This is a genomic window from Micromonospora sp. NPDC005257 (genome assembly GCF_042872445.1).
Classification (GTDB): Bacteria; Actinomycetota; Actinomycetes; order Mycobacteriales; family Micromonosporaceae; genus Micromonospora.
In genome coordinates this window covers 633211-646374 of sequence record NZ_JBIAKL010000001.1, presented here as the reverse complement: position 1 = coordinate 646374, position 13164 = coordinate 633211, and the positions used below count along the sequence as shown (strand labels likewise).

Here is a 13164-nt window from a genome sequence, read left to right as displayed (position 1 = left end):
AGGACGCGCGGTGCGGGTGGTGTCGCTGGTGCCGTCGCTGACCGAGGCGGTCGCGGCCACCCGCCCGGAGGTGCTGGTGGGGGCGACCGACTGGTGCACCCACCCGGCCGGGCTGGACGTCGCCCGGGTCGGCGGCACGAAGTACCCGGACCTGGACCGGGTACTCGCGCTGGAGCCGGATCTGGTGCTGCTCAACGAGGAGGAGAACCGGCTGGCCGACGCCGAGGCGCTGCGCGCGGCCGGGGTGCCGGTGCGGGTCACCTTCCCGCGTACCGTGCCGGAGGCCCTCAACCAGCTCGGTGAGCTGGCCGTCGCGCTGGGCGAGCCGGACGAGCCGCACTGGCTGCGGGAGGCCCGCCGCGCCTGGGCCGCGCTGCCCGCGCCGGGGCGCGTCCGCACCGCTGTGGTGCCGGTGTGGCGGCGTCCGTGGGTGGTGCTGGGGCGGGACACGTTCGCCGGGGACGTGCTGGCCCGGCTCGGCGTCCGTAACGGCTGGGCGGACGACCCGGAACGCTATCCCCGGCCGAGCCTGGACGAGCTGCGCGCCCGCGCGCCGGAGCTGGTGGTGCTGCCCGACGAGCCGTACCGGTTCACGGCCGACGACGGGCCGGAGGCGTTCCCCGGAGTGCCGGCGGCGCTGGTGTCCGGCCGGCACCTCACCTGGTACGGCCCCTCGCTGGCCGGGGCCCCGGCGCTGCTCGCCGCCCAGCTCGCGGGTGCCACCGAGGGCCCCACCTGACCGGCGGGGCCTCCGGTGGCGGCGCTCAGGCGACCGGGGTGGCGTGCACCGGGTCCAGCTCCATCAGCGTGGTGTCGTCCGTGTCGTACCCGATCGTGTTGTGCACCGCGACCACGCCGGCGACCTGCGCGGCGAGCCGGCCGGCCAGCTCGACGGCGCTGCGCCGGTCCAGCCGTCCGTCCATGGTGACCTCGCCGCCGCGGACCTGAACCGTGACCAGGCCGTCGCGGACCGACAGCACCCGGCGCAGCACCTCGTGCACCACCTCCTCGCGGATCTCCGCGTCGGTGCGCAGGTGCACACGCAGCAGGTCACCGCGGGTGACGATGCCGGCGAGCCGGCCCAGGTCGTCCAGCACGGGGAGCCGTTTGACCGCCTCGTGGTCCATCAGCCGGGCAGTCGCCGCGAGCGAGGCCCGCTCGTGGGTGGTGACCGCCGGCGCCGTCATCAGGTCCCGGGCCACCAGCGCGCCCGCCTTCTCCCGCGCGGCACGGCGGCGCCGTCCCTCGAAGACCCGCCGCTCGTCCTGGTGGCCGGACCGCTCCACCTTGTGCAGCAGGTCCGCCTCGGAGATCACCCCCAGCACCCGGCGGAACGAGTCCACCACCGGCACGCCGCTGATCCGCTGCCGGACCAGCACGTCGACGACCTCGCGGTACGGCGTCTCCTCCGTCACAGTGGCGACGTCCCTGGTCATCACGTCGGTCACCTGCCACGTCCTCATCACGACCTCCTCGTGCCGGGCTTTCACCTGCGACGGTAGGCGGCCGGCGTACGCCCTGTTCAGGGGCGCCGGACCGGCCGTGACGGGCCGACCGGACCGGGTAGGGACGGGACCAATGGCCTGGTCACGAGGGCACCGCTCGGCCCTGCTGCCGGATCTGGCGTGGCGGTGGAATGAATGTGCCACCGGGAAGCGCGGTGCGAGGCACAGGAAGGGACGTGGACACCATGACCGCGACAATCGAGCGGACTCCCGCCGTCACCACCGCTCCGGCGACGCCCATCGAGACCACCCGCCAGAAGGCCACCCGGTACGTGTGGGCCGGTCTGCGGCTCGCCCTCGGCTGGGTGTTCCTCTGGGCCTTCCTCGACAAGATGTTCGGCCTCGGCCACGAGACCCCGGCGAAGGGCGCCTGGATCAACGGCGGCAGCCCGACCAAGGGCTTCCTGGGCCACGCCGTCGAGGGACCGTTCGCGAACTTCTACCAGAACCTGGCCGGCGCGGCCTGGGCGGACTGGATGTTCATGCTCGGCCTGCTCGGCATCGGTGTCGCGCTCATGCTCGGCATCGGCATCCGGCTCGCCGCCGTCGCCGGTGGACTGCTCCTGGTCCTGATGTGGACGGCCGTGCTGCCCCCGGCGAACAACCCCTTCATGGACGACCACCTCATCTACGCGGGCCTGCTGGCCGGCCTGGCCCTGGTGGGCGCCGGCAACACCCTCGGCCTCGGCCGGATCTGGGCGAAGCTCCCCCTGGTCCAGCGTCTGCCCTGGCTGAAGTGAACCAGCCCGCCCCGGGGCGGGCGTCGCCGGCAGGCGGCGTCCGCCCTCTCTCGTCGTCCCCGCCACGCCGGTGTGCGGGGACCGGCGCGTATCGGCCGGTCGCGATCCGGCAGGATCGACGGTGACCACACCGTCAGCATCCGAGGAGACCGTTCATGGACAAGCCCGAGGTCGGCCCGATCGAGGGCGCCCCGCCCGCCGATCTGGTGGTCGAGGACATCACCGTCGGCGACGGCCCGGAGGCCCGCCCGGGCCAACTGGTGAGCGTGCACTACGTGGGCGTGGCCCACTCGAACGGCCGTGAGTTCGACGCCTCGTGGAACCGGGGCGAGACGTTCGAGTTCCCGCTCGGCGGCGGCCAGGTCATCGCCGGCTGGGACCAGGGCGTCGTGGGCATGAAGGTGGGCGGCCGCCGCCGGCTCACCATCCCGCCGCACCTGGGCTACGGCGCCCGGGGCGCGGGCGGCGTCATCAAGCCGAACGAGACGCTCGTCTTCGTGGTGGACCTGCTCGGCGTGCGCTGAACGCGGCGCCGTCCGGCGTCGGGCTGCCGGCTTCCGCGCCGGCGGCCCGGCGCCGCGCTCAGGCCGGCTGCGCGCCCGTTCAGGCCGCGCAGGCCACCAGCTCGCGGGTGTGGCCGGCCAGGGCCGGCGCGCGGTCGGAGCAGCGCACCGGAAGCACCCGGTGCAGGCCGGTCACCCGCAGCACCCGGGCCACCACCGGGTCGGGGTCGGTGAGCACCAGCTCGCCACCGCGGGCCCGCACCCGCAGGTGGGTGGCGACCAGCGCGCGCACCCCGGCGGCGGAGAGCAGCCGCACACCGGACAGGTCGACCCGCAGCACCGGCCGGGCGGGGGCCGCCCAGAGCGCCGCCCGGAACGCCGCCACGGAGGCGATGTCGATCTCGCCGACCGGACGCAGCTCGACCATGTGATCGTGCACGTCAGTCACCACGTGGAAGCGCTCACCGCTGTGTTCCATGCGGCCAAACCTACCCGCCCCCACCGACATTTCCCGACCTCGCGGCCGGTGGTTCCGGGTACTGTCCGGGACCCGACCCCGAGCCGTCTCAGGGTCATCCCGCAGTCCCCCGCCACACCCCCGGGCCAGGGCGAAACGCCGTCGAGGGCTGCCGCGCGGGGCGCCGCCGGGCCACAATGAGCCGATGGCCGTCCCCCGCCTCCGTGCGCCCTGCTGATCCGGCCGGTCCGCGAGCCGGCGACCGTGCCGCCGCCGCTCACCGGCGCCTGGGCGCCCGCCGACACCCGTCTCGACCGGGCCGACCTGCTGCCGCTGCCGGCCGGCGGGCACGGCCCGGAGGACGTCGTGGTCGACGGCGACGGCCGGGTGGTCAGCGGCGACGAGGACGGCCGGCTCTGGTGGTGGCCGGCCGACTCCCCGCCCGGCACGCCGCCCACCCTGCTGGCCGAGACCGGCGGCCGGCCGCTGGGCATCGAGCGGGATCCGGTCGACGGCGGGTTGCTGGTCTGCGACGCGTACCGAGGGCTGCTGCGGGTCGACCCGGCCGGCCGGGCGGGCCACAGTGCTCACCGACCTGCCCGCGTATCCGGACAACGTCTCCGGCGTCGGCGACGGCACCTACTGGGTCGCGTTGCCGAGCCCTCGGCTGCGGGCCATGGAACGGCTGCTGCCGCATCCCCGGGTCCGGCAGATCGTGGCCCTGCTGCCCGACGCGGTCCAGCCGCAGCCGCGCCGCTACGGGCTGGTCGCGCTGGTCGACGGCAAGGGCCGGGTGCTGCGTACGCTGCACGGCCCGAGCGGGGCGTACCCGATGGTCACCGGCGTGCGGCAACACGGCCGTCACCTCTGGCTGGGCAGCCTGACCGCGACCGGGGTGGCCCGCGTCGACCTGGACTGAGCGCGGCGCGGGGCCGGCCCGCGTCCGCGAGCCGGCCCCGGGGCCGTTCCTCCCCAGGTTCAGCCGCCGCTGTTGCTCCGCGAGGGGGACGGGGCCGGTGACGACCCACCGGCCACCGCGCCCGGGTGCGGCGTGGGGCTCTGCGTGGGCTTCAGCCCCGCCGGTACGGGCAGCGCGCTGCCCTTGGCGAACTCGTCCCAGCCGACGTTCCAGGCGGTGAAGCCGTTGCCCTGGTCGAGCTTCACCTCGGTGCCCTTGACCGTCACCAGGTCACCGACCTGCGTGATACCCATCAGCCAGTCGGCGGCGGTGGCCGAGACGTTCGTGCAGCCGTGTGAGGTGTTCGTGGAGCCCTGCTCCCCCTCCGACCACGGCGCCGAGTGGATGAACTCGCCGCCCCAGGTCAGCCGCTGGGCGTCGTCCACGTCGACCACGTAGCCACCGTCCGGTTCGCCCCGGGTGTCGAACGTGGTGTGCTCGTGCTTCTCCATGATCACCATGTTGCCGCTGGACGACGGCGTGCTCTCCTTGCCGAGGCTGACCGGGATCTTCTTGACCGCCTTGCCGTCCTGGTAGACGGTCATCTGCTTGGTCCCGTTGTCGATGTCGAGCGTCACCTGCCGGCCGACCTTGGCGCTCGCCACCCGGTCGGCGTCGCCGATCGCCTCCTTGCCGATGGGCAGCCCCTCCAGCGCGCTGCGTACGCTGATCTTCGTTCCCGGCTTCCAGCGGTCCGGCGCCCGGTACTCGGCCTGCTTGCCGTCGGCCACCCAGGACCAGGTGCCCGGCTGCGGCGGGTCGGTCTTCACGAACAGCCGGCGCTGCACGTCCGCGCGGGCCTCCTTCGGAATCGGCGGGTCGAATCCGAGCACGACGGGCATCGCCGTCCCGTACGTCTGATTCGGCCGGAAATACAATTCGCTGGTGACGGCCGGTCTGGTGGATTTGGCCATCGTCGTGAACGTCGTCTTCTGCGTCGCGGTCCTGCCGGAATCGCCGGTCGCGGTCACCTCGGCCGTGTACGTCCGGGAATTGCCGAGCGGACGATCCGGCACCCAGCCGGAGCCGTCCTCACGGGCCTGGGCCGGCACGGTGTTGCCCTTGTCGTCGGTCAGCTTGACGGCGGTCACCTTGCCGTTGCTGACCTTCGTACCCACCTCCGCGCTGATCGGCACGTCCCGGGTCCGATCGGCCGGCGTCACGGCAACCGACGGCGGCGCCGCCTCGGCCCGCTTCGCCATCGGCTTCGGACCGGCGGTGCACGCGCCGACCGCCAGCGGTGCGGCTGCGACGGTCATCGCGAAAAGCGTCAGTCGGCGCCTCGCAAACATATTTCGCCCCCCATTTCCGAACCCTCTCGCCCACATTCTGTAGGCCCGGGAGCGCGCCGTGGCACCTTCGGCGGAATTGCTCGGAAACGGCTGCGCGAATCATGCCGGACAGGTAATTCCCGTCCTAGCTTGCGCCCCACGCCCCCGCCGCCCGTTTCCCCGCCGCCCGCGCCCGCCGACTCGCCCGCCCTCGCCCGCCCCTTGCCCGCTCCGGCCCGGCCCGGCCCGCCCCGTCGAGAGGGCGGAGGTGAGGACGCCGCAGCTCAGTCAACCCGGGCTCTCGCCCACGCCACCGCACCACTTGCCGCGATCTTGCAGTTGCGGCCCTCCAAAAAGGTGCCAATCGGGCACATCGGGGGCAGCGAGTGCAAGATCGAGAACGGGTCACCGGGGACGTGTGCGGCCCCGGCCCTCGTGGTGGGGGCCGGGGCCGGAGGAGGTCGGGTCAGACGTTGGCTACCAGCAGGGCTGGCTGCTCGACGCAGTCGGCCACGTGGCGCAGGAAGCCGCCGGCCACGCCACCGTCGCAGACCCGGTGGTCGAACGTGAGACTGATCTGGGTCACCTTGCGGACGGCGAGCTGCCCGTCCACCACCCACGGCTTGTCCACGATCCGGCCGACGCCGAGCAGCGCCGCCTCCGGGTGGTTGATGATCGGCGTGGAGCCGTCCACGCCGAACACGCCGTAGTTGTTGAGGGTGAACGTCCCGCCGGTCAGCCGTGCCGGTGGCAGCGTGCCGGCCCGGGCCGCCGCCGTGGTCTCGGCGAGCGAGGCGGCCAGCTCCCGGGTGGTCAGCCGCTGCGCGTCGCGCACCACCGGCACGACCAGGCCCCGGTCGGTCTGCGCGGCGATGCCCAGGTGCACGCCCGCGGACTGGATGATCCGCTGCCCCTCGGTGTCGACATGCGCGTTGAGCTGCGGGTACTTCCGCAGGCCGCTGAGGCAGATCCGGGCCAGCAGCGCCAGGATGCTCACCGGCGCCTCCGGGGTGGCGGCGTTGATCGCGGCGCGCGTCTCCAGCAGGCCGGTGGCGTCCACGTCGACCCAGATGGTCACCTCGGGGATCTCCCGGCGGCTCCGGGAGAGCTTGTCGGCGATCACCTTGCGGATGCCGGTGAGCGGGATGACCGTGTCACCGTCGCCGGCCGGAGCGAGCCCGGCGTGCGCTGCCGGGGCGTCCGGCACCGCCGCGAGCCGGGCAACCGGAGCGGGGGCGGCCACGGCGGCGTCCAGGTCGGCCCGGCGAATCACGCCGCCCGGTCCAGTGCCGCGCAGCGACGCCAGGTCGATGCCGCGCTCCTTCGCCAGCTTGCGCACGATCGGCGAGATGACCAGCGGCGCCACCGCCGATCCGCCGGTCGGTGCCGCATCGGCCGTCCGGCCCTCCGGAACCGGCGTGCCGGCCGGAACCGGCGTGCCGGGCTCGGGAGCCAGCGCCAGTCGTGGCCGGCGCCTCCGCCGACCCGTGCCGCCGTGGCCGGTGCCGTACCCGATCAGCACGTTGCCGGACCCGGCCCGCTCCTCCTCGCGGTAGGTGGCGTGCGGGTCGGACGCGTCGTCGAGCGGGGCGATGGTGATCAGCGGCTGGCCCACCGGGCGGACCTCACCGGCCGCGCCGTGCAGGGCCACGACCCGGCCGGCGTACGGGCACGGCACGTCGACCACGGCCTTGGCGGTCTCCACCTCGACCACCGTCTGGTCCACAGTCACCACGTCGCCGACGGTCACCCGCCACTCGACGATCTCCGCCTCGCTCAACCCTTCCCCGAGGTCGGGCAGAAGGAAGTCCCGGGTCCCCACAGCCGTGGTCATGCCGTTCCGGCCGGGCATGGCCTCACGGCCCTCGCTCCGCTCGGTGCGTTCGCTCATGCCGCCACCCACCGCGTGTCGGGCTGGTCGTCCCACTGCAGGCGGGCCACGGTGTCCAGCACCCGGTCGACCGAGGGCAGGTAGGTGTGCTCCAGCATCGGCGCCGGGTACGGGATGTCCAGCCCGGATACCCGCAGCACCGGTGCGTGCAGCGCGTGGAAGCAACGCTCCTGCACCCGGGCGGCGATCTCCGCGCCGACCCCGGCGAAGCCCTGCGCCTCCTGGATCACCACGCACCGGCCGGTGCGGCGTACCGAGGCGGTGACGGTGGCGTCGTCGAACGGCACGATGCTGCGTACGTCGACCACCTCCAGGTCCCAGCCCTCCTCGCGGGCGGCCTCGGCGGCGGCCAGCGCGACCGGCACCGCCGGGCCGTACGCGATCAGGGTGGCGTCGGTGCCGGGGCGGCGGACCACGGCGGCGCCGATCGGCGGGGTGCGGGCCGGCAGCTCCGCCTCGGCGCTGGTGAAGTAGAGCTTCTTGGGCTCCAGGAACACCACCGGGTCGGGGTCGTCGATGGCGGCGCGCAGCAGCGAGTACGCGTCGTCCACAGTCGCCGGCGTGACCACCTTCAGGCCGGGGGTGTGCGCGTAGTACGCCTCGGACGAGTCGCAGTGGTGCTCCACGCCACCGATGCCACCGGCGTACGGCACCCGGATGACGATCGGCACGCTCAGCGCGCCACGGGTGCGGTTGCGCAGCTTCGCCACGTGCGAGGCGATCTGCTCGAACGCCGGGTACGCGAACGCGTCGAACTGCATCTCGACCACCGGCCGCAGCCCGGACATGGCCAGGCCGACGGCGAACCCGACGATGCCGGCCTCGGCGAGGGGCGTGTCGAAGCAGCGCTTGTCGCCGAAGCGGGCCTGCAACCCGTCGGTGATCCGGAAGACGCCGCCGAGCTGGCCGACGTCCTCGCCGAACACGACCACCCGCTCGTCGTCGAGCATCGCGTCGGCCAGCGCCGCGTTGAGCGCCTTCGCCATGGTCATGGTGGCCATCAGGCGTCCCCCTCCGCGTCGGCGGCCAGCTCGGCCCGGACCATTTCGCGCTGCTCGGCCAGTTGCGGCGTCGGCTCGGCGTAGACGTGGTCGAACAGGCTCAGCGGGTCGACGGTGGGCTGGGAGTCCATCCGGCGGCGCAGCGCCGCGGCGTACTCCTCGGCCTCCTCGGCGACCGCCGCGACGGCGGCGTCGTCGAGCACGCCCTTGGCCCGCAGGTACGCCTCGAGCCGGGCGATCGGGTCGCGGTCGCGCCACGCCTCGACCTCGTCGGCGTCGCGGTAGCGGGTCTGGTCGTCGGCGTTCGTGTGCGGTTCCATCCGGTAGGTGTGGGCCTCGATGAGGTAGGGGCCCTTGCCGGCGCGGGCGTGCGCGACGGCGCGTTCCACTACCGCCAGGACGGCCACCGGGTCGTTGCCGTCGACCTGCTCGCTGGGTACGCCGTAGCCGACGCCCTTGTAGGCGAGGCTCGGCGCGGCGGTCTGCCGGGACAGCGGCACGCTGATCGCGTACTTGTTGTTCTGCACCAGGTAGACCACCGGCGCCTTGAACACGGCGGCGAAGTTGATGCCCTCGTGGAAGTCGCCCTCGCTGGTGGCGCCGTCGCCGATGAACGCCAGCGCCACGGTGTCACGCCCCTGGTACGACTCGCCGTAGGCCAGTCCGGCGGCGTGCACGCACTGGGTGGCGAGCGGGGTGCACTGCGGCGCGGTACGGGTGACGGCCGGGTCGTACCCGCAGTGCCAGTCGCCGCGCAGCAGCGTGAGCACCTCGACCGGGTCGAGGCCACGCGCGATCAGCGCCATCGACTCGCGGTAGGTGGGGAACACCCAGTCGGTGTCGCGCAGCGCGAGGACGCCCCCGATCTGGCACGCCTCCTGGCCGCGCGCGGACGGGTAGACGGCGAGGCGGCCCTGCTTGGTGAGTGCGGTGGCCTGCACGTCGAAGCGGCGGCCGACGACCATCCGCCGGTACATCTCGCGCAGCGCCTCGACCGGCGGCTCCGGGTAGTCGTCGCGGGCCGGCAGCGGGGTCCCGTCCGGTTCGAGCAGCCGGACCGGCTCCCGCTGCGGCATGTAGCCGGCCGACGGGTCGAGTGCGGCCGGGGTGGTCTTCCGGCGGGTACGCGGGGATGCCCTGCGGACCGCCTGGGGTGTGGTCGTCACGGCGGGGACCTCCTGGACGTGTGGTGGCCCCATGCTCCCGGTAGTGGATGATTGACTCAACATGCGGGATGAACGCGGGACGAATGGCACGGGAGGGTGGCTGAGGTGAGCCAGGAGACCGGCACCACACCGGGTGCGCCGGGCGGAACGGGACGTTCGGCCGGGCCGCTGGACGAGGTGGACCGGCGGATCCTGCGCGAGCTGGTCCGCGACGCCCGGACGTCGATCCGTACGCTCGCCGAACGGGTGCACGTCTCGCGCACCAACGCGTACGCCCGGGTGGAGCGGCTGCTGCGCGACGGCGTGCTGACCGGGTTCACCGCGCGGGTCGCGCCGGAGCCCGCCGGGCTGGGCACGTCGGCGTACATCGCGCTGACCATCGAGCAGAACACCTGGCGGGAGGTGTCCGCCGAGCTGGCCCGGGTCCGTTACATCGAGCACGCGGCGCTGCTCAGCGGCGAGCACGACGTCCTCGCACTGGTCCGGGCGCCGGACAACGCGACGCTGCGGGACGTGGTGCTGGACCGGGTGCAGAGCATCGCCGGTGTGCTGTCCACCCGTACCTGGCTGGTCTTCGAGGAGTTCGACGGCACGCAGAGCCCTTGGGACTGACCGGTCAGCGTTCCGGCGGCGGCTCCAGCCCTTCGGCGTCGGCCCGCTCCAGCAGGGGCTCCAGCGAGTACCGCCGCCCGTCCAGCCCGGCGTGCGGATCGCCGCGCCCGGCGAACCGCTCGGGCATGCTCAGCACGTCGAAGTCCTCCGGGCGGGCGTCGTCCAGTTCGGACCAGTCCAGCGGCGCGGAGACCAGCGCCGCGGGCGTCGGCCGGATCGAGTACGCCGAGGTCATCGTGTGGTCGCGGGCCATCTGGTTGTAGTCGACGAAGACCGGCCGGTCCCGCTGGTCGCGCCACCAGGTGGTGGTGACCAGGTCGGGCAGGCGGCGCTGCATCTCCAGGCCGAGCGCCAGCACCGCGCGCCGGCACTCGCCGAAGCTCCAGCGCGGCTCGATCGAGACGTAGACGTGGATGCCGCGCCCGCCGGTGGTCTTGGGAAAGCCCTCCAGGCCCAGCTCGGCCAGGAACGCGCGCACCTCGTGCGCCACCGGCACCACCTGGGCGAAGTCCACCCCCGGCATCGGGTCGAGGTCGATGCGCAGCTGGTCGGGGTGTTCCACGTCGTCCTTGGAGACCGGCCACGGGTGGAAGCGCAGCGTGCCCAGGTTGGCCGCCCAGATCACCACGGCCAGCTCGCTCGGGGCCACCTCGTCGGCGGTACGGCCGCTGGGGAACGTGATGTGCGCGGTACGCACCCAGTCGGGCGCGCCGGCCGGGAGCCGCTTCTGGTAGAACGCGTCGCCCTTGTTCGTCTGCCGGGTGGCCACCTTCGCGCCCTCGAAGACGCCGCGCGGCCAGCGTTCCAGCATGGTGGGCCGGTCCCGCAGCGCACGCAGGATGCCGTCGCCGACGGACAGGAAGTAGGTGACAACGTCCAGCTTGGTCAGCCCGCGCTCGGGGAAGTAGGGCTTGTCGGGGCTGGAGACGCGGACCAGCCGCTCCCCCACCTGGATCTCCTGCGCCGCCGTGGTCGCCACCGTCACACCGTAGCGACCGGGCGGCGCGATGAGGGACGGCTCACCGGGACTCCACCGTGACCGACAGCCGGATCCAGGCGTCCACCCAGGCCCGTACCGCCGGTTCGCCGGGATCCGCGCCGAGCATGCCGGCCAGGCCGGACAGGGCCGCGCCGCAACGACCCAGGCCCACCCCGGCCAGCGCGGCCGCCGTCGCGCGCAGCCGGTCCGGGAAGGCCGCCGGCAGGTGCCGCAGACCGGTGTGCGCGGCCTGGGCGAGCAGCGCCGACGCCGCACCCAGCGCGGCGGCGACCGGGTCGGACCGGGCGTCGACCGCACCGGCCAGCCGGCCGCCGCCCACCCCTGGGGCCAGATCGGGTACGACCACCGTGTCAGCGACCACCGCCAGCGGCTCGACGACGAGCCCGTCCGCGCCCCGGCGAACCGCCCCGCTGACGTAGCGCGGCCGCCCGTGCGTGCCGTCCAGCGCGGCCGCGAGCGCGTCGAGTGCGCCCGGGGCGGCGGCGTGGTGGGTAGCGGTCACCGTCGCCGTACCGCCGCCGGCCCCGGTCACCGTGGCGTCGAGGCGCTGCTCGCCGGCCGCGTACCCGATGGCACGCACCTCGCCGAGCGCGAGCACCCGCACCGCCTCGGCGGCGGTGCGCGGGCGCAGCAGCCGGGGTGGCCGCCCCGCCAGCTCGGCGGCGAGCGCGTCCGGGTCGCGGGCGAGCAGGCCGGGCGGCAGGTCGGACCACGACCCGGCGCCGGGGGTGACTGTGGTGCGGGCCAGCCGGCCAACGGCGAACCGGAGCTGGTGCGCGGCGCTGCGCACCGCCGACTCGGAGACCACGTTGCCGGTGGCGAGCGCGCCGAGCGTGGTGCCGGTGACCCGCCGCCCGGCCAGCTCGTGCCCGGTAAGCGGGCCGTCGCCGGCCGCGGGGTAGGCGCGGCGCAGCACCAGCACCGAGACGGCCGCCGGGTGGGCGAGCACCACGTCCACGCCCACCTCGCCGCCGCCGCACCGGACCCGGGCGCCGAGGCCGGTCAGCCGTACCCGCCGCAGCGGCGTCTCCGCCGGCTCGTGGGTGCCCAGCACCCGCTCCGCCGGGGTGGCGCCGGCGTTGACCACCGCACGTCGCCGCGCGGGCAGCTCGGCGAGCAGGTCGGCGAACGTCTCCGGCCGGTACCGGGCGCCGCGCGCGGCGTACGCCGCCAACTGCCCGGCCAGGTCGTCCACGGCGAGCAACGGCCAGCGCAGCCCGGCCGCGTCGAGATCGCGCCGGACCGTCGCCAGCCGGGCGTCCACGCCGGAGCCCAGGTGCGCGGCCCCGGTCAGCAGCACGTCGGCGGCCAGCGCCACCGCCGCCTCCAGCGCCGGATGGTCCGTCGCGGTGGCCGCGCCGCCGACACGTACCTGGGCCTCCTGACGGTCCGGGTGTTCCCGGTCGGCCGCCCGGCACGCCCACACCGCGAGGGCGATCGACTCGCCGCCGTCGTCGGCCGCGTCGCCGCGCGCGTACCCGATCTGCCCGGGCACCAGGAACCGGACGGTGCCGGCGGGCAGCTCCACGCGCGGGACCGGGTCGGCGGCGTCCGGCCGGTGGACCACAGCGGCGTAGCCGCGCCGCAGCCGCCGTCTCGCGGCGGCGAGCGCGGACGCCCCGATGGCGGCGGCCAGCTCGTCGTCGGTGACGTCGCCCGGCGACCACCGCCACGGCTCACCGCCGGCCTCCGGACCGGACGCGCCGGTGTCAGGGCCCGGCGCGGCCTCCCGGTCCGGTGCGGCGTCCGGGCCGGGCGCGGCGTCGCGGGCCGGGGCGTCGGCGTGCGCGCGCTGGTAGGTCAGCACGACGGCGAGCAGGTGCCGGCACACACCCGGCGCGGGGCAGGAGCAGATCCCGGCCGCCAGGCCGCCGCCCACCGGCAGCGTCACCGTCAACCCGTCCGGGTACGCGGCGCGCAGCGCGCCGTCGGCGTCCTCGGTGAGCGTGGGCCGCTCACCGGCGTCGACCTCCCGGGTGGCGCGTTTCACCAGGCCCCTGTTGCTCAGCGCGGCCAGCACGTCCGGGGTGAGCGCGATCAGGTCGTCGCGGGTCATCACG

General features: G+C 74.7%; 13 protein-coding genes and 1 pseudogene. 6 read left to right on the top strand and 8 right to left on the bottom strand.

Annotated elements, in window-relative coordinates; all coding sequences use genetic code 11:
• Window positions 1–10 precede the first annotated feature (10 nt).
• Window positions 11–739, top strand: coding sequence for a helical backbone metal receptor (locus tag ACFYO8_RS02675; RefSeq protein WP_387256692.1), 729 nt, complete (start codon window positions 11–13; stop codon window positions 737–739).
• A 25-nt stretch (window positions 740–764) separates the two neighbouring features.
• Here ACFYO8_RS02675 and ACFYO8_RS02670 read toward each other — a convergent pair whose 3' ends face one another.
• Window positions 765–1463, bottom strand: a complete 699-nt coding sequence (locus ACFYO8_RS02670; RefSeq protein ID WP_354863600.1) for a CBS domain-containing protein — start codon at window positions 1461–1463, stop codon at window positions 765–767.
• Window positions 1464–1681: 218 nt separating this feature from the next.
• On the opposite strand from ACFYO8_RS02670, the gene ACFYO8_RS02665 reads away from it, so the two are divergent.
• Window positions 1682–2245, top strand: coding sequence for a hypothetical protein (locus tag ACFYO8_RS02665; RefSeq protein ID WP_354863601.1), 564 nt, complete (start codon window positions 1682–1684; stop codon window positions 2243–2245).
• A gap of 155 nt (window positions 2246–2400) precedes the next feature.
• Window positions 2401–2769, top strand: coding sequence for an FKBP-type peptidyl-prolyl cis-trans isomerase (locus ACFYO8_RS02660; RefSeq protein WP_120569670.1), 369 nt, complete (start codon window positions 2401–2403; stop codon window positions 2767–2769).
• A 79-nt stretch (window positions 2770–2848) separates the two neighbouring features.
• Here ACFYO8_RS02660 and ACFYO8_RS02655 read toward each other — a convergent pair whose 3' ends face one another.
• Window positions 2849–3226 (bottom strand): anti-sigma factor antagonist, encoded by a 378-nt coding sequence (locus tag ACFYO8_RS02655; protein WP_354863604.1) that lies wholly within the window; start codon window positions 3224–3226, stop codon window positions 2849–2851.
• 243 nt (window positions 3227–3469) lie between these two features.
• Between ACFYO8_RS02655 and ACFYO8_RS02650 the strand changes: the two are divergent.
• Window positions 3470–3565: pseudogene (locus ACFYO8_RS02650) on the top strand (hypothetical protein); the annotation flags it as partial.
• A 223-nt stretch (window positions 3566–3788) separates the two neighbouring features.
• A complete protein-coding gene (locus tag ACFYO8_RS02645) occupies window positions 3789–4124 on the top strand; it encodes a hypothetical protein (RefSeq protein WP_357708047.1) in 336 nt (111 codons plus the stop codon).
• A gap of 59 nt (window positions 4125–4183) precedes the next feature.
• On the opposite strand, the gene ACFYO8_RS02640 is transcribed toward ACFYO8_RS02645, so the two are convergent.
• The 4 genes from ACFYO8_RS02640 to pdhA form a co-directional block, all read right to left on the bottom strand.
• Complete coding sequence (locus ACFYO8_RS02640) at window positions 4184–5455, bottom strand: Ig-like domain-containing protein (protein WP_354863608.1); 1272 nt, start codon at window positions 5453–5455, stop codon at window positions 4184–4186.
• Window positions 5456–5900: 445 nt separating this feature from the next.
• Window positions 5901–7268, bottom strand: a complete 1368-nt coding sequence (locus ACFYO8_RS02635) for a dihydrolipoamide acetyltransferase family protein (protein ID WP_357708042.1) — start codon at window positions 7266–7268, stop codon at window positions 5901–5903.
• A gap of 53 nt (window positions 7269–7321) precedes the next feature.
• The gene (locus tag ACFYO8_RS02630) at window positions 7322–8326 is read right to left on the bottom strand and encodes an alpha-ketoacid dehydrogenase subunit beta (protein WP_354863610.1); all 1005 of its coding nucleotides are present in this window, start codon (window positions 8324–8326) and stop codon (window positions 7322–7324) included.
• On the bottom strand, window positions 8326–9525 hold the full coding sequence (gene pdhA, locus ACFYO8_RS02625) for a pyruvate dehydrogenase (acetyl-transferring) E1 component subunit alpha (protein WP_387256690.1): 1200 nt from the start codon (window positions 9523–9525) through the stop codon (window positions 8326–8328). The genes ACFYO8_RS02630 and pdhA overlap by 1 nt, the downstream gene beginning before the upstream one ends.
• 72 nt (window positions 9526–9597) lie before the next feature.
• Here pdhA and ACFYO8_RS02620 point away from each other — a divergent pair, with 72 nt between their 5' ends.
• The gene (locus ACFYO8_RS02620; RefSeq protein WP_354863614.1) at window positions 9598–10104 is read left to right on the top strand and encodes an Lrp/AsnC family transcriptional regulator; all 507 of its coding nucleotides are present in this window, start codon (window positions 9598–9600) and stop codon (window positions 10102–10104) included.
• 4 nt (window positions 10105–10108) lie between these two features.
• On the opposite strand, the gene ACFYO8_RS02615 is transcribed toward ACFYO8_RS02620, so the two are convergent.
• Both ACFYO8_RS02615 and ACFYO8_RS02610 read right to left on the bottom strand, forming a co-directional pair.
• Window positions 10109–11089 carry a DNA primase small subunit domain-containing protein gene (locus tag ACFYO8_RS02615; protein WP_354863616.1) on the bottom strand — a complete coding sequence of 327 codons (981 nt, stop codon included), beginning with the start codon at window positions 11087–11089 and terminating at the stop codon, window positions 10109–10111.
• A gap of 34 nt (window positions 11090–11123) precedes the next feature.
• Window positions 11124–13160, bottom strand: coding sequence for a hypothetical protein (locus ACFYO8_RS02610; protein ID WP_357707936.1), 2037 nt, complete (start codon window positions 13158–13160; stop codon window positions 11124–11126).
• Window positions 13161–13164 lie beyond the last annotated feature (4 nt).